Below are 20,902 nucleotides of genomic sequence, written 5' to 3' on the forward strand. Positions count from 1 at the left end.
AGCACGGACCGGGCGGCGGCCGCCTCCGGTCGGCTGGTCACACAACAATCTCGCCATACGGAACTCTGCCCCTTAACGGTGGGGATGCGGCGAACTACGCTGTGTTTACGAATGCCGCCTGCCTATGCCCGGCGTCGCGGCGGCCGTCTGGATGTCGAGGGGTGGCGTCATGTCCAGGGAGCAACGCGGGCCGAACGAGAAGCTCGGCGCCGTTCTCGCCCTCGCGGGAATCAGCAACGCCGGCCTCGCCCGGCGCGTCAACGACCTCGGTGCGCAGCGCGGGCTGACCCTTCGCTACGACAAGACCTCGGTGGCCCGCTGGGTCTCCAAGGGGATGGTGCCGCAGGGCGCCGCGCCGCACCTGATCGCCGCCGCGATCGGCCAGAAGCTGGGCCGGCCCGTGCCGCTGCACGAGATCGGGCTCGCGGACGCCGACCCGGCGCCCGAGGTGGGGCTCGCCTTCCCCCGGGACGTCGGGGAGGCGGTCCGTGCCGCCACCGACCTCTACCGGCTGGATCTCGCCGGCCGGCGGGCCGGCGGGGGCGGGATCTGGCAGTCGCTGGCCGGCTCGTTCTCGGTCAGCGCCTACGCGACCCCGGCCTCCCGGTGGCTGATCACCCCCGCCGACCCGTCGGTGGAGCGGGAGGCGGGCCGGCACGGCGCCGGCGGCGCGAGCGGTCACGGACCCCCCGATTCCGGGGAGCACGCGCGCGTGGGACACAGCGACGTCGCCAAGCTCCGCGAGGCGGCGGAGGACGCGCGCAAGTGGGACTCCAAATACGGCGGCGGCGACTGGCGGTCCTCGATGGTGCCCGAGTGCTTGAGGGTGGACGCGGCGCCGCTGCTGCTCGGCTCGTACTCGGACGAGGTCGGCAGGGCGCTCTTCGGCGCGACCTCCGAACTGACCCGGCTGGCCGGGTGGATGGCCTTCGACACCGGACAGCAGGAGGCCGCCCAGCGGTACTACATCCAGGCGCTGCGGCTCGCGCGGGCCGCCGCCGACGTGCCGCTCGGCGGGTACGTCCTCGCCTCGATGTCGCTCCAGGCCACCTACCGGGGCTTCGCCGACGAGGGCGTGGACCTGGCGCAGGCCGCCCTCGAACGGAACCGGGGGCTCGCCACCGCCCGCACCATGTCCTTCTTCCGGCTCGTCGAGGCCCGCGCGCACGCCAAGGCCGGCGACGGGCCCGCGGCGGCCGCGGCGCTGAAGTCCGCCGAGGGGTGGCTGGAGCGCTCCCGGGAGGGCGACGCCGACCCGACGTGGCTGGGCTTCTACTCGTACGACCGGTTCTGCGCGGACGCCGCCGAGTGCTACCGGGACCTCGGGATGCCGCGCGAGGTGCGGCGCTTCACCGAGCAGGCGCTGTCCCGGCCGACGGAGGAGTTCGTCCGCTCGCACGGGCTGCGGCTCGTCGTCTCGGCCGTCGCCGAGCTGGAGTCCGGCAACCTCGACGCGGCCTGCGCGGCGGGCACGCGCGCGGTGGAGGTGGCCGGCCGGATCTCCTCGGCGCGGACCACGGAGTACGTACGGGACCTGCTGCACCGCCTGGAGCCGTACGGGCACGAGCCGAGGGTCATGGAGCTGCGGGAACGGGCCCGGCCGCTGCTGGTCACCCCGGCGTGACGGGGTGCGGCGGGGCGTGCGCGAAAGCGTGACGCGCATCCCACGACGTGGGCGTTTAGCGGGATTGTCAGTGGGCCAGTGCACTATCAGGGGTGGGAGGTGGCGCTGGTGTTTGACTGTGACGTGCTGGTGATCGGCGGCGGGATCGTCGGTCTGTCGACGGCGTACGCGCTGCAGCGCGCCGCCCCCGGCACCCGCGTCGCCGTCCTGGAGAAGGAGGACGGCCCCGCGCGCCACCAGACCGGGCGCAACAGCGGGGTCATCCACAGCGGCCTCTACTACCGGCCCGGGTCCCTGAAGGCGCGGTTCGCCGTCGAAGGCGCCGCCGAAATGGTCAAGTTCTGCGCGGAATGGGACATCCCGCACCAGGTGACCGGCAAGCTCGTCGTCGCCACCGAGCGCGAGGAGCTGCCCCGGCTGCACGCGCTGGTCCAGCGCGGGCGGGAGAACGGCATCCCGGTGCGCGAGCTCGGGCCCTCGCAGATCACCGAGTACGAGCCCCGGGTGCGGGGGCTCGCCGCTATCCACGTCGGCACGACCGGCATCGTCGACTACCAGGCGGTCGCGCGGCGGCTCGCCGAAGCCTCCGGAGCGGAGATCCTCTACGGCGCGGAGGTCACGGCGATCGACCGGCGCCCGTGGGGCGTCGCCGTGCGCACCGCCGACCAGCGGATCCTGCGCGGCAAGGTGCTCGTGAACTGCGCGGGGCTGCACTGCGACCGGATCGCGCGGCTCGCCGGGGACGACCCGGGCATGCGGATCGTCCCCTTCCGCGGCGAGTACTACGAACTGGCCGACCCCTCGCTGGTGCGGGGCCTCGTCTATCCCGTGCCCGACCCCGCCTTCCCGTTCCTCGGGGTGCACCTCACCCGGGGCATCGACGGCAGCGTGCACGTCGGGCCGAACGCGGTGCCGGCACTCGCCCGCGAAGGGTACGACTGGGGGGTCGTCCGGCCCGGCGAGCTCGGCGGCACGCTCGCGTGGCCCGGCTCCTGGACCATCGCGCGCCGCCACTGGCGGTACGGGGCGGGGGAACTGCGCCGCTCCCTCTCGAAGCGGGCCTTCACCGAGTCCGTGCGGCGGCTGCTGCCGGGTGTGGACGAGTCCGATCTGCGGCCTACGGCTGCGGGGGTGCGGGCGCAGGCGGTGCTGCGGGACGGGACGCTGGTGGACGACTTCCTCATCCGCGAGGGGGTCCGCACGGTGCACGTCCTCAACGCGCCCTCGCCCGCGGCGACCGCGTCCCTCCCCATCGGCCGAGAAATAGCCCACCGCACCCTGCGCCTCCTCTGACACCACCCCCACGCCGCCGCAAGCCCGCACCCGCCGTCCCTAACCCGACGCGCGCCGCACCTGCCGTCCCTGCCCTGGCGCGAGCCCGCGCCCGCCGTCCCTGTGGGCATGCGTTCCGCTGGGGCGGTGCCCACCCTCAGGCACGACTCGGGGCCTGGCCCCGGTGCGGGGCCGCACCCGCCGTCCCTGTGGGCATACGTCCCGCTAGGGCGGGACGGGTGGGCACAGGGACGGCGCCCCCCTGCCGCGCCTCGGCTTTCCGGGCCTGAACCCGCACCCCGTATGCGGCGCACATCCGGTGCGGGTCCAGGCGCAGAAGCGGAAGCACCCGCAGAAGGTGCCGTTCCGTTGTGCCCACCCGTTCCGCCCTAGCGGAACGTATGCCCACAACGAAACGGCGGCGACGGGTGGGCACCGCCCTGGCGGAACGTAGGTCCGCAAGGGAACGGCGGTGGTGGGTGGGCACCGCCCCAGCGGATCCAGGGGTGCGGCGGAACGGCGGCGGGTCGGCGGGGCCCCGCGGGGCCGTGGTGGCGTGGTGGGTCGCCGTACCATGGGGCGCATTGTGTCTGAGCAGCGTGAGAATCACAGCGAGTCCGTCGCCCGCCGGGGCAGTCGTATGTTCGCGCCCGGGGAGGGCCCCAGCCCCGACCCCGCCGGCGCGCACTTCGAGCGGCGGATCCGGAGCTTCCAGCCGCGCCGGAGCCGCGTGACGGCCGGCCAGGCCGAGGCGATGCTGAAGCGGTGGCCCGACTGGGGTCTGGACATCGACGGCAAGCGGGTGCTCGACCTCCACGAGCTGTTCGGCGGACTGCCCGTCGTCCTGGAGATCGGCTTCGGGATGGGCGAGGCGACCGCGCAGATGGCCGCCGCCGACCCCGGCACCGGCATCCTCGCCGTCGACGTGCACACGCCGGGCCAGGGGAATCTCCTCGGCCTCGCCGACCGCAACGGGCTCGACAACATCCGCGTCGCCAACGGCGACGCGATCATCCTGCTGCGCGAGATGCTCGACCCCGCCGCCCTCGACGGCTGCCGCGTCTACTTCCCGGACCCGTGGCCGAAGAAGCGGCACCACAAGCGGCGGCTGATCCAGCCCGAGTTCCTGACGCTGCTCGCGACCCGGCTGAAGCCCGGCGGGGTCCTGCACTGCGCCACGGACTGGGAGCCGTACGCGGAGCAGATGCTGGAGGTGCTCTCCGCGCACCCCGACTTCGAGAACACCGCCCCCGACGGCGGCTACGCCCCCCGCCCCGCCTTCCGGCCGCTCACCCGCTTCGAGGGCCAGGGCCTGGACAAGGGCCACGTCGTGCACGACCTGCTCTTCCGCCGGAAGTAAGGCCCCTCCCGGGAAGTACGTCGCCCGTGTCGGTGGCGGTCGCTAGGGTTCGAGACGTGTCGTCACCCCTGCCGCCGTCCACGCCGCCCGAGCCGTTCACCACCTCCGAGCCCGCCTCGCTCCCCGCGACCGCCTTCCTGCCCGCGCAGGCCGGGGCGCCCGCGGTGGAGAGTCACGTGCCCGTCCGCGAGGGGGACGAGCCGTCGTTCGCCGTGGCCGCCGACCGGCGCCAGTGGCGGTACCGGCCGCGGCGGGCGTTCTGGCGGAGCCGGATCGTCCGGGCCGTCGCGCTGATCACGCTGCTCGCGCTCTGCGCCCTGGTGATCCTGGCGCTGGTGCGCGAGCAGACCGGCACCGAGGGCTTCCTCGTCGGCCTGGGCCTCGCGGTGTTTCCCGTACCGCTGCTGATGGCGGCGTTCCGCTGGCTCGACCGGGTCGAGCCGGGGCCGTGGAAGAACCTGCTGTTCGCGTTCGCGTGGGGCGCGTTCGCCGCCGCCCTCGTCGCGATCCTCGCGAACTCCTTCGCCGTCCGCTGGATCGCCACGGCGACCGCCGATCCGCGCTCGGCCGACGACCTGGGCGCGACCGTGATCGCCCCGGTGGTGGAGGAGTCCGCGAAGGCCGCCGCGATCCTGCTGCTGTTCCTCTTCCGGCGGCGGGACTTCCGGAGCCTGGTCGACGGGGTGGTGATCGCCGGTTTCACCGCGACCGGCTTCGCGTTCACCGAGAACATCCTCTACCTCGGCACCGCCTTCGGCGAGGACCAGGACCTCGGCGACGGCGGCATCGGCGCCGTCACCGCCGGCACCTTCTTCGTCCGCGTCGTGATGTCGCCGTTCGCGCACCCGCTCTTCACCGTGCTCACCGGCATCGGCTTCGGCCTGGCCGCGCTCGCCCCGCGCGGCAAGGTGCGCAGACCGCGCAAGGTGCTGCTGCCGCTCACGGGCCTGCTGCTCGCGATGGGCGTCCACGCCCTGTGGAACGGCTCGGCGACCTTCGGCGGCCCGCTCGCCTTCTACGCCGTCTACGGCATGTTCATGGTCCCGGCCTTCGGGCTGCTGACCTGGCTCGCCGTGTGGAGCCGGCAGAAGGAGCTGCGCACGATAGCCGGGGTGCTCCCGGCGTACGCGGCGGCCGGCTGGCTCTCCCCGGAGGAGCCGCTGGCGCTCTCCTCGATGCGGGCCCGCCGCACCGCGCGCTCGGTGGCGTCCCGTACGTACGGGAAGGCGGGCGCGCGGGCGGTCGGCGAGTACGAGTCCTTCGCCACGACCCTCGCCTTCCTGCGCGAGCGGGCCCGCCGGGGCACGGTCCCGGTGCCGGACTTCGCGGCCCGCGAGCAGGAGCTGCTGCACCACCTGTGGGCGCGCCGGACGACGGCCGCGCCGGCGCTCTCGTACGCGGCGCGGGCCACCGGCCGGGTGTGGGTGCCGCCGCAGTACCTCGACTACGCCGGCTACAACCCCTACAAGGGGTGACCTCCGGGCCTCAGGCCCTCTCGGAGGCGGCGGTCAGTCGGGCCAGTTCGCCGTCGGTCAGCTTCAGGTCGGCGACCGCGACCAGCGCCGGGACCTGCTCGACCGTGCGGGCCGAGGCGATCGGCGCGGCGACGGTGGGGCGGGAGGCGAGCCAGGCGAGGGCGACGGTCGCGGGCTCGGCGCCGTGGGCCTCGGCGACCTCGTCGAGCGCGGCGAGCACGGCCTGGCCGCGGGCGGTCCCGGCGTGGGCGGAGGCGCCGCGGGCCCGGACGCTCTCGACGGTCCGGCCCGGCCGGTACTTGCCGGTGAGGAAGCCGGCGGCGAGGCCGTAGTACGGGACGGCGGCGAGGCCGGCCCCGGCGGCGGTGTCGAGGAGCGGGCCCTCGTACTTCTCGCGGGCGACGAGGTTGTACTCGGGCTGGAGCGCCACGTACCGGGTGAGGCCCTCGGCCTCGGCGAAGTCGAGGGAGGCGCGCAGCCGCTCGGGGGAGATGTTGGAGGCGGCGACGGCCCGGACCTTGCCGTCCTTCACGAGCTGGTCGAGGGCGGTGACGATCTCCTCCACCGGCACCGACTCGTCGTCGAAGTGCGTGTAGTAGAGGTCGATGTGGTCGGTGCCGAGGCGGCGCAGGGACTCCTCCACGCCGGCCTTGATGGTGGTGGCGGCCAGGCCCTTGAAGCGGGAGTGGTGGCCGACCTTGGTGGCGACGACGACGTCGGAGCGGTTGCCGCGGGCGGCCATCCAGCGGCCGATGATGGTCTCGGACTCGCCGCCCTCATTGCCCTCGGCCCACTCGGAGTAGACGTCGGCGGTGTCCAGGAAGTTGCCGCCGGCGGCGGCGTAGGCGTCGAGGACGGCGAAGGACTGCTGCTCGTCGGCGCTCCAGCCGAAGACGTTGCCGCCGAGGGCGAGCGGGAAGACGTGCAGGTCCGAGGTGCCCAGCGGGCGCAGGGGTGAGGACATGACGTACTCAACCCCCTGCGCCGCCGGGCGTATTCCGGTCGAGGAGCCTGAACCCCGACCGGAACGCTCACGCGTCGGGGGTCAGACCGACAGGCCCTTGGAGCGCAGCCACTCGGCCGGGTCGATGCCCGAGCCGTCGGGGGTGTGGACCTCCATGTGGAGGTGGGGTCCCGTGACGTTGCCGGTGGCGCCGACGCGGCCGATGGTCTCGCCGGTGGTGACGGTCTGGCCGACGGCCACGGTCATCGAGGAGAGGTGGCAGTACCAGACCTCGGTGCCGTCCTCCAGCTCCAGCACGATCCGGTAGCCGTACGAGCCGGACCAGCCGGCCGACTTGATGGTGCCGCCGTGCACCGCCTTGAGGGGGGTGCCGGTGGGGGCGGCGAAGTCGAGGCCGGTGTGGTAGCCGGAGGACCACATCGAGCCGGACTGCATGTAGGTGGAGGTGAGGGTGTAGGAGGAGAGCGGCATGGAGTAGCTGGCGGCCAGCTGGGCGAGCCGCTCGGCCTCCGCCTTCTCGGCGGCGATGCGCTCGGCTTCGGCCTTCTCGGCGGCGAGCCGCTCCGCCTCCGCCTTGGCCTTCTCGGCGGCGATGCGGTCGGCCTCCGCCTTCGCGGCGGCCTCGGCCTGCGCCGCGGCGTCGGCCGCGGCCTTCTCCGCGGCGGCCTTCTCGGCGGCGAGCTTCTCGGCGTCGACGGCGGCCTGCTGCTGCTGTTCGGCCTGCTGGAGGATGCGGGCGCGCAGGGCCTCGCCGGCGTCGGCGGTGGTGGCGGTGCGCTCCTCGGCCTCGGTGCCGGCGGTGGTGTCGGCCGGGGCGGTGTACGTGACCGAGGTCAGCGGCTTCGCGGCGGCACCGCCGGCGGCGACGGGCGCGGACTCGCGGACCGGGGCGGTGTCCTTCTCCTCGTCGCCGCCGGGCAGGAGGTCGCCGACGCCGGGCAGGTCGTGGGCGTCCGGCAGGCCCAGGTCGGGCAGGTCGGGGAGGGAGATGGCGACGGGGGCCTTCTCCTGCGCGGTGGCGAGGCCGCCCGCGCCGACGGCGGCGATGACGCCGACGCCGAGGACGGTGGAGGAGCGGGCGAAGTTGGACCGCTGCTTCACGACCCGGTGCCGGCCGCCGGAGCGGCTCTCGGCGCGCAGGGAGCCCTCGGTCGGGTTCCACTCGCCGGGGGCGGGGGTGAAGGAGGCCGTCTCGTACGCGCCGGGCGCGAAGCCGTCCGGGTCGTCCGCGCCGACGGCACCCGGGCCGCCGAAGGGTTCGAAGGGGGCTTCGGGTACGGGGGTGTTGGACGCCACGGAGGCGCGCTCCTTTCCTTCCTTCTCGCCTACCGGGTTAGCTGACGGGTTCGGAGCAGGAAGGTCTCCTACGGGCTCTTCGCACGGGGGAGGTGCGAGGGGCCCGATTCACCCCAAGGGTTGGTTCCCCGGTTCCCTTGCGGGATTCGGCACGTGCGCACGGAGCCGTCTCTTGCGACGGCTGGGACGACCGCGCTGCGTTATCGAACGTTAATAGACACGGCGCTCCTATTCCAAGCCGTTCCCCTTGATCATTCATTGAATTGACAGGGAATCGCCCGAGTTGAGCACCCTTCAGCGGCCCTTCGCCCCACCCCTCGAATCTGACGTTATGTCAATTGTTATCCCTGTGAGACCTCGCGAGCACGGACCGTGACCGGGCTCCGGCACGGGGTACCCGCGTCAGTGCGCCGGTTCCGGCGGCACCACCGGCATCGTCCGCCGCCGCTCCGGCGCCCCCGCCGCCGGGCGGCTCACCGCGAGCAGCGCCATGTCGTCCGTCGAACGGCCCCCGGTGTGCCGCCGCACGTCGTCCACGAGCGCGTCGAGGAGCTCCTCGGGCCCCGGGAAGACCGCCCCCGCGAGCCGGGCCGCCGGATCGTAGAAGACCCCCTGCCCGTCCCGCGCCTCCGACAGCCCGTCCGTGTAGAACAGCAGCGTCGCGCCCGGCGGGTACGGCCGCTCGTCGGCCCGGTCGGGCCCCACCGACAGCTCCCCCATCCCGAGCGGCAGCGCCGCCTCGGCCGGCTCCACCGGCTCCAGGCGCCCGTCCCCGTACAGGAGCAGCGGCGGCGGATGCCCCCGGTTCACGATCCGTACGACCCCGCCCTCGTGCGGGATCTCGGCGAGCACCGCCGTGGTGAACCCCTCGAAGGCGTCGAAGCCCTCACGCCGCGTCCCCTCCCTCGTGAGCGCCCGTTCGAGCCGCGCCGCCACCCCCTCCAGGGCCGCCTCCTGCTCGGCCGCCTCCCGGAAGGCGCCGATCACCACGGCCACCGCCTCCACCGCGTCCATCCCCTTGCCCCGCACGTCCCCGACCACGAGCCGCACCCCGTGCGGGGTGTCCTGCACGGCGAAGAGGTCGCCGCCGATGAACGCGTCCGCCTGCGCCGCCTCGTACCGCGCCGCGCACTGGAGCCCCGCGATCCGCTCCGCCGGCATCGGCAGCACCGCCCGCTGCGCCGCCTCCGCGATCACCCGCGCCGACGCGAGCCGCTCGCCGCTGCGCCGCACCACCAGGTTGATCACCATCGCGAGCGCGGAGACGGTCACCACGGTGAGGGTCTCGGTGAGCGAGGGGATGTCGGAGAGCGTGTCGTTGTACGTGTGCAGCCCGACGGAGGCGAGGATCGCCGCGAGTCCGGTCAGCAGGGTCGTGAGCCGGGAGAAGAACGGCGCGGCGATCAGAGGCGCGGCGGAGAAGAGCGGCGACGCCGTGTACGAGGGCGGGGTGGCCAGGTCGAAGAGGACCCCGCCCACGATGATCAGCGGCGGCAGCGCCCGCAGGAACCTCCGGGTCGCCCCGAAGGCGACGGGCGGCGGCTCGCCCCCGTAGGGGCCCCGGGGCACACCGGTCCCGGCCATACGGCCGCCGGGCTCCTCGCCCCGAGGGTGCGCCACCTGAGAACTCCTGACCGGTCGGGGCCCGCCACCGGGCCGTGCGGGCCGGGGCCGGGACCCGCGACCGCACACCCCTCAAGCCTCCCCGCCCCGCCGCCGCGCGGCGACCGGCGGGGGTCCGACCGGCGTACGCCCGGGGAACCCACCCGTACACCCCCGGGGAGGGCACCCGTACGCCCCCGGGGGCGTACGGCTACTCCGTCCGCAGTCGTCCGCCCCTCCCCAGCAAAGCGACCGCCGCCGCGCACCCCAGCCCGACGGCGCACAGGGCCAGCCAGGGCACGGCCGTCCAGCCCGTGGCGTCGAGCAGCACGCCCGTACCGAGGTTCCCGAGGGTGATGCCGACCCCGCACACGGTGTTGTAGAGCCCGTAGTGGGTGGCCACCCAGCGCCCCCGGGAGAGGGCGACGACGGTGTCCATCTCGTACGGGTAGAGCACCGCGTTCGCCACCGCGAGGACCGCCGCGCACAGCAGCAGCGCGGGCGCGCCCCGGCCGAGCAGCGCCAGCAGCAGGAAGGCGCCGCCCATCAGGGCGAGTCCGAGGACGAGGCTCCGCTCGCGGGTGAGCCGGGCCGCGCACCAGGCGGTGATCCGCAGCTGCCCGGCGAGCGCGACGAGCGCGGAGACGACGAAGAGCGCGGTCGTCACGCCCGAGCCGCCCGCCGCGAGCGGCAACGCCAGGTAGACCTGGAAGGAGAGGACGTACGAGCCGGTCATGGCGAGCGAGAAGAGCCAGAAGGTGCGGTTGCCGAGGACGGTACGGAACTGGCCCCGGGTCCCGTCCTCCGCGCCGTCCTTCGGCTCCGGCCGGCCGCCGCCCGCGGAGACCGGCAGGTGCCGCAGCTGCACCAGGGTCAGGCCCAGGAAGAGCACCGCCGCGACCAGGCACGTCAGCCGGAACGACACTCCGGTCAGGGCGACCCCGACGAGCGGGCCGAGCAGGATGCCGGCCTGGTAGTAGATGTTGAACAGCGCGAACGCCTCGACCCTGCGCTGCTCCCCCGCCTCCGCCGCCAGGCAGGCGCGGACGGCGGGGTTGAAGAGCGCGCCCGCGAGGCCGGTGGCGAGCGAGGCGGCGATGAGGACGGGGAGCGACTGGGCGAAGGCGAGCGCGCCGAAGCCGACGGTCCGCAGCGCGCACCCGGCGACGATGAGCGGCTTGAAGCCGAGCCGGTCGGCGAGCGCCCCGCCGACCAGGAACATGCCCTGCTGGGAGAGGTTCCGGGCACCGAGGACGAGCCCGACCGCCCAGGCCGCCATGCCGAGCCCGTCGGCCAGGTGGGCGGCCAGGTAGGGCATCAGCATGTAGAAGCCGAGGTTGATGGTGAGCTGGTTGAGGAAGAGCAGCCGGACGGCCGGTTCGAAGCCGCGGCTCCGCTTCCAGATCCCGCCGCGGGCCGGGTCCGCCGGGGCGGGCGTGGTGGGGGTGCTCGTACTCACCGGTCGCCGCCCTCCGCACCGGCCGTGATCCGGCCCGCCGCGACCGTCCCGGCCTCCGCCACCGTCCCGCTCCCGGACCCGGCCTGCTCGGTCTCCGCGCTCGCGGACGGCGCCCCGCTGCGGTCGAGGACCCTGCGGGTCCACGCCTCGATCCCCTCCGGGCCCTGATAGGGCGCGGGTTCGTCCCGTACGGGTCCGTCGAGGAGGCCGTGGGCGGCGCAGTAGGCGTCGTTGAAGACGGTGTCGAAGTAGCGCTGCGGGCCGTCGGGGAAGACGGCGGCGATCCGGGTGCCGCGCGGGCGGGTGCGGGCGAGCCAGCCCGCGACGAGGGCGACCGCGCCGACGCTCCAGCCGCCGGTGGCGTACTGGCGGGCGGCGAGCCGGCGGGCCGAGCGGACCGCTTCCGCCGGGGCGACCCAGTGGATCTCGTCGAAGGCCGCGTGGTCGACGTTGGCGGGGTGGATGGAGGAGCCGAGGCCGCGCATCAGCCGTTCCCCGGCGGGCAGGCCGAAGACGGTGGAGCGGATCGAGTCGACGCCGACGAGCTCCAGGGCGGGGCTGCTCGTGGCGCGCAGCGCGCGGGCGATGCCGGCCGAGTGGCCGCCGGTGCCGACGGCGCAGACGAGCACGTCGATCCGGTCGAGCTGCCCGGAGAGCTCGGCGGCCAGCCCGGCGTAGGCGGCGGGGTTGTCGGGGTTCCCGTACTGGTCGGGCCACCAGGCCCCGTCGAGGAGGTCGAGGAGTTCGGCGACCCGGTCCTTGCGGGCCTGCTGCCAGCCGCCCCGCGGACGGGGCTCGGTGACGACGTGCACGGTGGCGCCGTGGGCGACGAGCATGCGCTCGACGATCGGCTCCAGGCCGGGGTCGGTGACGACGTGCACGGGGTGGCCGTGGAGGACCCCGGCGAGGGCGAGCCCGAGGCCGAGGGTGCCGGAGGTCGACTCGACGATGGGCGCGCCGGGCCGCAGATCGCCGCGGCGGCGGGCCTCCTCGACCATGTGGAGCGCCGGGCGGTCCTTGATGCCGCCGGCGTTGAAGCCTTCGAGCTTGGCCCAGTAGCCGTCGTCCGTCCACAGGACGGGGGTGTTGCCGACGGTGGGGTGCGCGGGGGAGAGCAGAGGAGCGTGCGGAGGCATGGCTGTGTCCTCGGAAGGGGGTGGTGCTCCGGAAGGGAGAGGGCCGGGCCGTCGCGCGCGGGGGCGCGACGGGGGCGGTCTCAGTTCCGGTCCACTCCGAGGGAGACGAGCAGCCGTCCGGGCTCGGGGCAGGGCCCCTCCCGGCTGCGGACGTGCCGGAGCTCGGCCGCCGGCGGCAGCGGGGTGGTGTGCCCGACGGTGACGACCGCGCCGGGCCCCGGCCGGTCGGGCTGCGGGGCGGAGGCTGTCTGCGCAGGCGGCGGCACCTCGGCGGAGTGCCCCTCGCCGTCCTGCCCGCAGCCGTGCGGGGCGGCGCCGTGGGCGGGGCCGACGACGGCGACGGCCGCGCCGGTCGCCGGGTGCCCCGGCAGGGCGGGCCCGGCGGGGCCGGGGACGCCGTGGCAGAGCCCGGCGAAGAGCGCGAGGAGCGCGAGGAGCAGCAGGAGGACGGGCGTCCGTCCTCCTGCTGCTCCTCGCGCGTCCGTCACGGCCTGCTCACACATGGCGTTCGCGACGTTACGTTCCGCGTTCGCGCCCGCGCAAAGAGGCGGGGCTCGGAGCGGTACGGTTTCGGCCGCCGTTTACTTCGGGCGCCGGGGACGCGCGGGCCTCACAGGTTCCGCTCGGCCCACACCGTCAGGGCGTCCCGCACCAGGACGGCGGTGCCCTCGCCGTGCCGGTCGTAGTTCTTGGTGAACCTCGGATCGTCCACGTACATCTGGCCGAGCCCGATCAGGTACTCCTTCGTCGGCGCGGTGGTGACCGACAGCCATTCGTACTGCCTCCGGGCCAGCGCCTGCACCTCGTCGGCGTCCGCCGCGAGCCCGGCCGCGGCGGCGGCGCCGAAGTCGCGGGCGATGGCCGCCTGCGTCTCCATGAACTCCTTCTTCTCGGCCTCGGTCAGCGAGCGCCACCAGCGGTCGCCCCGCTCGTACGCGTCGCGGCCCCACCGTTCGGTGACCTCCGCCTCGTACCGCGTGTGGTCGAAGCCGTCGAAGACTTCCTCGGCCATGAGCCGTTCTCCTCTCTCGGTCTTGTGGAGAGTGGTCCGCACGGCCTCGATCTGCCGCCCGATGCGCTCGCGCTCCTGCTGGAGGAGGGCCAGATGCGTGCGCAGGGCGGCCGAGGTGTCCCGCTGGCCTTCGAGGACCTCGGCGATCGCGGGCAGCGACAGCCCGAGCTCGCGCAGCAGCAGGATCCGCTGCAGCCGGACGAGCGCCGCCTGGTCGTAGTACCGGTAACCGTTCGCGCCGATCCGGCTCGGCTCCAGCAGCCCCAGCTCGCCGTAGTGGCGGAGCGTGCGGCTGGTGGTGCCGGCCTTCCTGGCGATCTCCTGGATCGACCACTCCATGCCGAGAACGGTAGAACTTGACGTTGCGTAAAGGTCAAGCCAGCCGCTCGCGAAGTGCCCGGGGACGGAACGCCGAAGGCCCGGATCGTATGGATACGATCCGGGCCTTCGGGCTACTGAGTAGCGGGGACAGGATTTGAACCTGCGACCTCTGGGTTATGAGCCCAGCGAGCTACCGAGCTGCTCCACCCCGCGTCGGTGAATATGACCTTACGGCATGGACGGCTGAATGCGAAATCCGATATCCAGGATCCAGTCCCGGCAGCCGGTCAGCAGCCGCAGTCCTCCGCGTCGACCGGGGCCGTCAGCGGGTCGGCGGTCCGCCGCGCCGGCCCCTCCCAGGTCTCGTACGCGAAACCTTCGCGCGCCCAGTACTCGAAGCCGCCGAGCATCTCCTTCACCTGGAAGCCCAGCTCGGCGAGGGCGAGCGCGGCGCGCGTGGCGCCGTTGCAGCCGGGCCCCCAGCAGTAGGTGACGACCGGGACGCCCTTGTCGAGGATCCGCTCCGCCTGCTCGGGGATGAGCGCGGTGGGGAGGTGGACGGCGCCGGGGACGTGCCCCTGGTCCCAGGAGGCGGTCGAGCGGGTGTCGATCAGGACGAAGCCGGGGTCGGCGCCGGTCTCGCGGGCGCCGGCCAGGACGGAGGCCACGTCGGAGACGTCCGCGTGGAAGGCGAGGCTGGCGGAGAAGTACGCGGCCGCGGCGGCGGGGGAGGCCGGCGGGGTGCGCAGGACGGGGTTGATGGGCTTGACCTGGTCGTCTGTCGTCGTCATGGTGATCAATCTACGGATGATGATCATCGCGCTGAAGTGGCATTCCACGGGGGTCGGCTGCCTGGCCCGGGGAAACCCTGGCGATCGCACACGTACGGCGTGGATCTCACGGCCCGAGACGGCGGCGCATCACATCCGGGGATCCTGATCCGTCATGGAGGCATGACGGGACGCGAAGGGGGACACGGGCGGATGGACGAGACGACACCGAAACGAACCGAAGGCACGACGGACGCCGGCACGACCGCGAGCGGCGCCGGCGCCCGGACCGGGACGGGGGCCGGAACCGGGACGGGGGCCGAAGCCGGGACGGGAGCCGGAACCGGGACCGGAACGGGGTCCGGAGCCGGAGGCGGGGCCGGGGCCGGGTCCGGAGCCGGAGGCGGGGCCGGGGCCGGGACCGGAGCCGGAGGCGGGGCCGGGGCCGGGACCGGAGCCGGAACCGGAACCGGGGCCGGAACCGGAACCGGGACCGGAACCGGGACCGGAACCGGGACCGGAACCGGAACCGGGACCGGAACCGGAACCGGGACCGGGACCGGAACCGGGACCGGGACCGGGACCGGAGCCGCGACCGGCACCGGAATCGGGACGGGGACCGGGACCCCGGTCGACGCCGAGTCCGAGCCGGAGACCACGACCGGCGACGCGGGCGCGACCACGCCCACGCCCACGCCCACCCCCGGCGACACGGTCGACGCGGGCGACGCGGGCGACGCGATCGCCGCCGACGCGCTGGCGCGTCGCTTCGACGCCGACCGGCGCCATCTGCGGGCGGTCGCCTACCGCATGCTCGGCTCGCTGAGCGAGGCTGAGGACGCGGTCCAGGAGACCTGGTTCAAGCTCAGCCGCACCGACGTGAGCGGGGTCGCCAACCTCACCGGCTGGCTGACCACGGTCATCGGCCGGGTCTGCCTGGACATGCTGCGTTCGCGCGGCTCCCGGCGCGAGGACCCGCTCGACACCTACGTACCGGACCCGGTCGTGCACATCCCCGGCGTCGGCGACCCGGAGCACACCGCCGAGCTCACCGAGTCCGTCGGCCTCGCGCTCCTCGTCGTCCTGGAGACGCTGGCGCCGGCCGAGCGGCTCGCCTTCGTGCTGCACGACATGTTCGCCGTCTCCTTCGACGAGATCGCGCGGATCGTGGACCGTACGCCGGCGGCGACCCGGCAGCTGGCGAGCCGGGCGCGGCGGCGCGTCCAGGACGCCGACCCGGGCCCCGGCCCCGACCCGCGCCGCCAGCGGGAGATCGCCGACGCCTTCCTCGCCGCCTCCCAGGGCGGCGACTTCGAGGGTCTGCTCGCCGTCCTGGACCCGGACGCGGTGCTGCGCGCCGACGGCGGCCCGCTCCTGGCCGGCGCCTCCAAGGTGGTGCGCGGCGCCGAGGCGATCGTCCGCCAGGCCCTCATGTACGCGAGCTTCCGCAACGCGGCGCTGCCGCTCGTCGTCAACGGCTCCCCCGCCGTCCTGGGGGTCGTCGACGGCAGGCCGGCCTCGCTCCTCGCCTTCACGATCGCCGGCGACCGCATCGTACGGATGCACGTCCTGGCCGACCCCGAGCGCCTCGCCGCCCTGGACATCCCGGCGGAGGCCCTGGCCCGCGCCGTGTACCCGGACTGACCCCGGGCCGTACCGTCGGCCCCATGAGCAGCCACGAACCGCGGAGCGGCGACCCGGCGGGCGCGGCCCACCGGGACCACTGGCAGTCCACGTACGCCACCCACCCCGGCATGTACGGGGACGAGCCCTCCGCCCCGGCCCGGTACGCCGCCGGGCTCTTCCGGGAGGCGGGCGTCCGGGACGTCCTGGAGCTGGGCGCCGGGCACGGCCGGGACGCCCTCCACTTCGCCCGTACGGGATTCTCCGTACGGGCGACGGACTTCAGCGCCACCGGCCTGGCCCAGCTGAGGGCGGCGGCCGAGGAGCACGGCCTCGCGGACCGGATCGGCACCGCGGTCCAGGACGTGCGCGAGCCGCTGGCCGCCGCCGACGGCTCCGCGGACGCGGTCTTCGCCCACATGCTGATGTGCATGGCCCTGTCGACGGCCGAGATCCGGGCCCTGACCGCCGAGGTGCGCCGGGTGCTGCGCCCCGGCGGCCGGTTCGTCTTCACCGTCCGGCACACCGGGGACGCCCACTACGGGACGGGCCGCGACCTCGGCGACGACATCCACGAGCACGGCGGCTTCGCCGTGCACTTCTTCTCCCGCGCGCTCGTCGAGGAACTGGCCGCCGAGGGCTGGCGGCTCGACGACGTCACCGCCTTCGAGGAGGGCGAACTCCCGCGCCGCCTCTGGCGCGTGACGATGACCCGGATCCCGTAGACCGTCCCCTTCCCCTACGCGGCCGCCTGGCGGGCCTTCAGGAGGGAGGCCCCGACCGCCAGGGAGGCGGCGCCGCTGGCGAGGCCCAGGACGGCGCCGGCGGCCACGTCGCCGGGGTAGTGGACCCCGGTGTGGACGCGGGAGTAGCCGACCGCCCAGGCGAGCAGCCCCAGCGGCACCGCCGCGGGCGGCAGGGCCACGCCGGCGGCGGTGGCGAAGGCGACCGCCGAGGCGGTGTGGCCGGACGGGAACGAGGCCGACTCCGGCATCGGCACGTGCCGGCCCACCACCACCCGGGCCGCCTCCCGGTCCGGGCGCGGCCGGCGGACCAGCCGCTTGCCGAGGAGGTTGGCCGTGGCCGAGGCGATCGCGATCGCGCCGACACCGGCGACGGCGGCGCGGCGCGGCCGCCCCGGGAAGAGGGCGAGCCCGGCGGCGACGGCGAAGGAGATCTTGGAGTGGTCGGCGGCGTGCGAGAGGCGGCGCAGGCCGGCGTCCAGGGCGGGCGTGGGCGTGGCGGCCACCGCCCCGTACACGGCCCCGTCCACCGCCCGCAGGTCGTGCAGGACGGCCTGGGCGGTGGAGACGGCGGCCAGGGGCCGGTCCCGCAGCCGCACGGGGGGCGCGGTCCGCGTGCCGCCGCGCCCGTCCTCGTCGTACCTGCTCTCGTCCTCGCTGCTCATGCGCCACTCCTGTAGGAGTCCTCGGACGACGCCCGAGGACGGTTGACCGGACGGTTGGCCGGAAGGTTGGCCGGAAGGTTCTCCGGGCTGTTCACGGGGCCGGACCCGTACGGGTCGGGGAAGGCGATCCGTACGAGCCTCCGCCAGTCCAACGGCGGGGGCGGCGGAACCACTCCCGGCCGGACCCTCGGCACCAGCACGCGCAGCGCCCGCGGCCGCAGTTCGCAGACGACCGGGGTGGGCAGGACGAGCGCCTCCCCGTCCACGGCCACCGGCAGGGTCCGCTCCCCCTTCGGCACCCCGGTGTTGGTGACCCCTCCGTGGACTTCGACGCGGTGCGCGGTCAGGACGTTGAGCGCGGTGGACCGGTTGCCGAGGACGGCCAGCTCGGCGGCGTGCGCGGCGCCGTCGACGCGGATGCCGATGACGCCGAGCCGCCCGCCGTCCAGACGGGGGCGCTGCCCGCCGCCCGCGCCGAACGGATCGGGCGCGGCGTACGGGTTGTTGCTGACGAGCAGGGCCTGCTGGCCCGGCAGCCGGGTGGCGTCGGCGGTCGCGTCGAGCCGGTCGCCGAGGCCGCCCCGCAGCAGGTCGGGCAGCGCCTCGAAGGCGGTCTCGGCCTTGGCGTCGCGGTACTCGGGCCGTTGCACCACGTCCGCGTACACCCCGAAGGAGACGGTGTTGACGAACGGCCGCCCGGCGACCGTGCCGAGGTCGACGCGGAGCTCCTCGCCGTCGGTGAGCGCGCCCAGGCAGGCCGCCGGATCGTTCCGGTCGAGCCCCAGGTCCATGGCGAAGTGGTTCCGCGTCCCGGCCGAGATCACGAGGAAGGGCAGATCGTGCTCGACGGCCACCGCCGCGACGAGGGCCTGGGTGCCGTCCCCGCCGGCCACCCCGAGCAGATCCGCGCCGTCGGCGACGGCCTTCCGGGCGAGCGCCGTGACGTCCACGGGCTCGGCCGGATCGAGCACCACGACCCGCGCCCCGAGCCGCTCCGCCTTCCGGACGAGCCCGAACCGCTCGACCTTCCCGCCCCCGGACTTCGGATTCATGATCAGCACCGGTTGCCGGGGCCGCCCGGCGGCCACGGCGGGCGCGGGCGCGTCGACCACCTCACCCGGCCGGCGCAGCGCCGCCCGCGCACACCCCAGCGCCACCGCCCACAACCCGAGCGCGGCCAGCGCGAACAGCCACAACCCTCCGATCACGTACAGCACGAGCACACCCACCGGCGCCCCCACCGCCACCATACCCCCCGCGACCCGCAGCGCCCCCCGGTGCGCCACGAACCACCACAGCCCCACGGCCCCCGCGACCAGCCCCACGACCCCGCTCAGCAGCACATACAGCCCGCCACCCCCCAACGCCGAGAGCAGCACGACCACCGCCCCCGCGGCCGCCCCCAACGCCCACCGCGCCAACTCCCGGGCACCCCCCGCCCCGGCCCCGCCGCCCCACCACCGCACATCCCCGTCCACGACCCCACCTCCACCTTCCAAGCCTCCCCCACCCTCCCCCGAACCACCCCACGACAGCAGCCGTTCGAAGGAAGATCACTTCCCTGATTCCGAGAGACCGGCGATGCCAGCCGTGCGCGCCCGGACCGTCGGATACGGATCGCGCCGCAGCACCTCGCGGCTGCCGAGCCGCGGGCAGGAGCAGCAGGGCGAACGCCTCGCACGGCCCGGGCAGGGCATCCGTACAGGCGATGGGCAGCCCGAGCACGCCACCGAGCGACCCGGCGGCGAGGACCGAGCAGAGCCCCCCGGCACCCGCTCCGGTCACCCCGGCCACACCCCTGATCCGCCGTCGTGGTGGTCGCGCACCAAAGCCGGGCGGCGGCCGCGGCCCGTACGGCTCCGAGGACGGCCACCGCGACCACGAGCGCCGACACGCCGAACCGCGTCCCGAGCAGAGCCGAGTGCCGCTCTGTGCATCGGTTACGGAAGGCTGAGTGCCTCGGCCCAGACATCGCCGCCATCGGCCCAGGTCCACAACCACTGCCCCAGTGATCCGGTCGCGTGGCGCAGGCCGTCATGGGGGCCCTCACCCCAGCTTGGCACCCAGCCGTCTGCGTCATAGAGCAGCACGGGGTTGCCGGCTGCGAGCAATGACAGATGCCACTGCATCGTGCAGCCGCCCGACGCCAGGTACAGCCATGATCCGGGCAGCCCCGCCGCGCAGTCGTGTTCGTGCCGGGTGACCGAACAGGGCCAGTCGATCAGGTCCCCCGGAGCACGCCGACCGTCGGTGAGCGAGGCCAGACCGCCGTCAGGCCCGAAGCCGCCGTCGCCGACCTCGGTGTAGATCCTCCGGAGGAGTGTCGGCAGCGGACGCCCGATGATGTCCTCGGCGGCTTCGACTTCAGATGGCGTGACCGGCGGAAACAACGGTCCGCGCGGAACGTCAGCGAAGTAGGCCGCCACCTCCTCGGTTTGCGACTTGAGCACGATCACGCCGTTGCTGCTGGAGCCGACCGTCTGGCTCCGAATGTGCTCCGGATGCTCCGGGCCGAAGTGTTCCTCGATCCACGCACGTGGGACCGGTGCCGTGTCGAACCGTCGGCCCGGGTCCCACGCGCGAGTACACAGCATGTCGATCAGCGTGTCGTCGCCCTCGGCAGCACCGGGTTCGCCAGGAAGTTCTTGACGGGACAACTCGGAGTCACCGTGCACAGGGGACGTCATGCGCCGGGATCCTACTGCTGGGGGCGGAGAGCCTTTCAAAGGCGTCGCAAACAGATGATCGTGCAGGCCAGTTCGAGCAGTCTCTGGTGGAGGTCGGCGCGTCGTTCGTAGCGAGTGCGGAGTCGTTTGAACTGGTGCAGCCAGGCGAAGGCGCGCTCGACCACCCACCGCGCCTTGCCCGGTCCGGAACCGTGGGCGACGCCGCGTCGGACGATCACGGGTTTGATGCCGCGTTTCCACAGCAGGCGCCGGTACTTGTCGAAGTCGTAGCCCCGGTCGGCGTACAGCCGCCGAGGCTTGCGGCGGGGGCGTCCGCGAAGGCCCCGGATCGGCGGGACAGCGTCCAGCAGCGGCAGGAGCCGGGTGACGTCGTGCCGGTTGCCGCCGGTGAGTGTTACCGCAAGCGGGGTTCTGTGGCGGTCGACGATCAGGTGGTGCTCGGAGCCGGGGCGAGCGCGGTCGACGGGCGAGGAGCCGACCGAAGGCTGGCCGGAAGACCCCGAAGAAACGTCCACAGCACCCGCACGAGGAACACCCCACGACCACCCTCCCGGCGAGGCGCCCCACCCCGCCAAGCCCAAACGCCGCCCCCACGCATTCACCCATGTGCGGGACACGAATAATCCGTTGACGCCCCCGGCAGACGCCTTGTTAGCCTGCGGAGGTCGTTGTGATTCGTTCTGGGCCTGAGCGCCCTGGGAAAAGGTGTTTTATGCCCCGGCCCGCGCCGAGTGCGCCTCGCCGTACCGCGTAACCGTCCGTCGCCTTTCGCCGCTCGTTTCCCCGGGTGGCTGCCGGACGTGTTCTCCGGTGCTTCGACCTGCCTGTACGCCACCGTTCCGTGGCGACGATCGGGCTGCCTTCCGACGAGGCCTCTCGGCCTGCTCTTGCTG

17 protein-coding genes, 1 tRNA gene, 1 pseudogene and 1 riboswitch are annotated in these 20,902 nt (G+C 74.3%); of the genes and pseudogenes, 6 read left to right on the forward strand and 13 right to left on the reverse strand.

Annotated elements, in window-relative coordinates:
- Nucleotides 1-169: 169 nt before the first annotated feature.
- The 4 genes from HHL19_RS31975 to HHL19_RS31990 all read left to right on the forward strand — a co-directional run bounded on the left by HHL19_RS31975 (nucleotide 170) and on the right by HHL19_RS31990 (nucleotide 5,731).
- Nucleotides 170-1,624 carry an MFS transporter gene (locus HHL19_RS31975; protein ID WP_169093896.1) on the forward strand — a complete coding sequence of 485 codons (1,455 nt, stop codon included), beginning with the start codon at nucleotides 170-172 and terminating at the stop codon, nucleotides 1,622-1,624.
- Between the two features lie 108 nt (nucleotides 1,625-1,732).
- Nucleotides 1,733-2,917 (forward strand): L-2-hydroxyglutarate oxidase, encoded by a 1,185-nt coding sequence (gene lhgO, locus HHL19_RS31980; protein WP_169093897.1) that lies wholly within the window; start codon nucleotides 1,733-1,735, stop codon nucleotides 2,915-2,917.
- A gap of 619 nt (nucleotides 2,918-3,536) precedes the next feature.
- Nucleotides 3,537-4,256, forward strand: a complete 720-nt coding sequence (gene trmB / locus HHL19_RS31985; RefSeq protein ID WP_240982022.1) for a tRNA (guanosine(46)-N7)-methyltransferase TrmB — start codon at nucleotides 3,537-3,539, stop codon at nucleotides 4,254-4,256.
- A 176-nt stretch (nucleotides 4,257-4,432) separates the two neighbouring features.
- Entirely contained in the window at nucleotides 4,433-5,731 is a 1,299-nt protein-coding gene (locus tag HHL19_RS31990) for a PrsW family intramembrane metalloprotease (RefSeq protein ID WP_346768507.1), read from the forward strand.
- 10 nt (nucleotides 5,732-5,741) lie between these two features.
- Here the strand turns inward: HHL19_RS31990 and HHL19_RS31995 are convergent, their stop codons facing one another.
- The 9 genes from HHL19_RS31995 to HHL19_RS32035 form a co-directional block, all read right to left on the reverse strand.
- The gene (locus HHL19_RS31995) at nucleotides 5,742-6,695 is read right to left on the reverse strand and encodes an aldo/keto reductase (RefSeq protein ID WP_169093899.1); all 954 of its coding nucleotides are present in this window, start codon (nucleotides 6,693-6,695) and stop codon (nucleotides 5,742-5,744) included.
- An 81-nt stretch (nucleotides 6,696-6,776) separates the two neighbouring features.
- Nucleotides 6,777-7,991, reverse strand: coding sequence for a M23 family metallopeptidase (locus tag HHL19_RS32000; protein WP_169093900.1), 1,215 nt, complete (start codon nucleotides 7,989-7,991; stop codon nucleotides 6,777-6,779).
- 11 nt (nucleotides 7,992-8,002) lie between these two features.
- Nucleotides 8,003-8,153, reverse strand: a riboswitch (cyclic di-AMP (ydaO/yuaA leader).
- 240 nt (nucleotides 8,154-8,393) lie between these two features.
- Nucleotides 8,394-9,575: a PP2C family protein-serine/threonine phosphatase gene (locus HHL19_RS32005; RefSeq protein ID WP_169094063.1), complete on the reverse strand. Its 1,182-nt coding sequence runs from the start codon at nucleotides 9,573-9,575 to the stop codon at nucleotides 8,394-8,396.
- A gap of 229 nt (nucleotides 9,576-9,804) precedes the next feature.
- On the reverse strand, nucleotides 9,805-11,052 hold the full coding sequence (locus HHL19_RS32010; RefSeq protein WP_346768498.1) for an MFS transporter: 1,248 nt from the start codon (nucleotides 11,050-11,052) through the stop codon (nucleotides 9,805-9,807).
- Nucleotides 11,049-12,188 (reverse strand): PLP-dependent cysteine synthase family protein, encoded by a 1,140-nt coding sequence (locus HHL19_RS32015; RefSeq protein WP_169093901.1) that lies wholly within the window; start codon nucleotides 12,186-12,188, stop codon nucleotides 11,049-11,051. Before HHL19_RS32015 ends, HHL19_RS32010 begins: the two co-directional genes overlap by 4 nt.
- Nucleotides 12,189-12,268: 80 nt before the next feature.
- On the reverse strand, nucleotides 12,269-12,691 hold the full coding sequence (locus tag HHL19_RS32020) for a hypothetical protein (protein WP_169093902.1): 423 nt from the start codon (nucleotides 12,689-12,691) through the stop codon (nucleotides 12,269-12,271).
- A gap of 107 nt (nucleotides 12,692-12,798) precedes the next feature.
- Nucleotides 12,799-13,539, reverse strand: a complete 741-nt coding sequence (locus HHL19_RS32025; protein WP_169093903.1) for a MerR family transcriptional regulator — start codon at nucleotides 13,537-13,539, stop codon at nucleotides 12,799-12,801.
- A 121-nt stretch (nucleotides 13,540-13,660) separates the two neighbouring features.
- Nucleotides 13,661-13,734, reverse strand: a tRNA-Met gene (locus HHL19_RS32030).
- Nucleotides 13,735-13,808: 74 nt separating this feature from the next.
- Nucleotides 13,809-14,312 (reverse strand): rhodanese-like domain-containing protein, encoded by a 504-nt coding sequence (locus HHL19_RS32035; RefSeq protein WP_169093904.1) that lies wholly within the window; start codon nucleotides 14,310-14,312, stop codon nucleotides 13,809-13,811.
- A 720-nt stretch (nucleotides 14,313-15,032) separates the two neighbouring features.
- Between HHL19_RS32035 and HHL19_RS32040 the strand changes: the two genes are divergently transcribed.
- Together HHL19_RS32040 and HHL19_RS32045 are read left to right on the forward strand one after the other, a co-directional pair.
- On the forward strand, nucleotides 15,033-15,935 hold the full coding sequence (locus HHL19_RS32040) for a sigma-70 family RNA polymerase sigma factor (RefSeq protein ID WP_169094065.1): 903 nt from the start codon (nucleotides 15,033-15,035) through the stop codon (nucleotides 15,933-15,935).
- Between the two features lie 23 nt (nucleotides 15,936-15,958).
- Nucleotides 15,959-16,639: a class I SAM-dependent methyltransferase gene (locus tag HHL19_RS32045; protein WP_169093905.1), complete on the forward strand. Its 681-nt coding sequence runs from the start codon at nucleotides 15,959-15,961 to the stop codon at nucleotides 16,637-16,639.
- A gap of 14 nt (nucleotides 16,640-16,653) precedes the next feature.
- Here HHL19_RS32045 and HHL19_RS32050 read toward each other — a convergent pair whose 3' ends face one another.
- From HHL19_RS32050 to HHL19_RS32065, 4 genes and pseudogenes are all read right to left on the reverse strand, one after another.
- Nucleotides 16,654-17,322 (reverse strand): phosphatase PAP2 family protein, encoded by a 669-nt coding sequence (locus HHL19_RS32050; protein ID WP_169093906.1) that lies wholly within the window; start codon nucleotides 17,320-17,322, stop codon nucleotides 16,654-16,656.
- Nucleotides 17,319-18,800, reverse strand: coding sequence for a diacylglycerol kinase family protein (locus HHL19_RS32055; RefSeq protein ID WP_346768499.1), 1,482 nt, complete (start codon nucleotides 18,798-18,800; stop codon nucleotides 17,319-17,321). The genes HHL19_RS32050 and HHL19_RS32055 overlap by 4 nt, the downstream gene beginning before the upstream one ends.
- Before the next feature lie 462 nt (nucleotides 18,801-19,262).
- Nucleotides 19,263-20,009 (reverse strand): hypothetical protein, encoded by a 747-nt coding sequence (locus HHL19_RS32060; RefSeq protein WP_169093907.1) that lies wholly within the window; start codon nucleotides 20,007-20,009, stop codon nucleotides 19,263-19,265.
- 35 nt (nucleotides 20,010-20,044) lie between these two features.
- Nucleotides 20,045-20,494 (reverse strand): annotated as a pseudogene (locus HHL19_RS32065) (IS5 family transposase); the annotation flags it as partial.
- Nucleotides 20,495-20,902 lie beyond the last annotated feature (408 nt).

This window comes from Streptomyces sp. R302 (genome assembly GCF_012927245.1).
Taxonomy (GTDB): Bacteria; Actinomycetota; Actinomycetes; order Streptomycetales; family Streptomycetaceae; genus Streptomyces.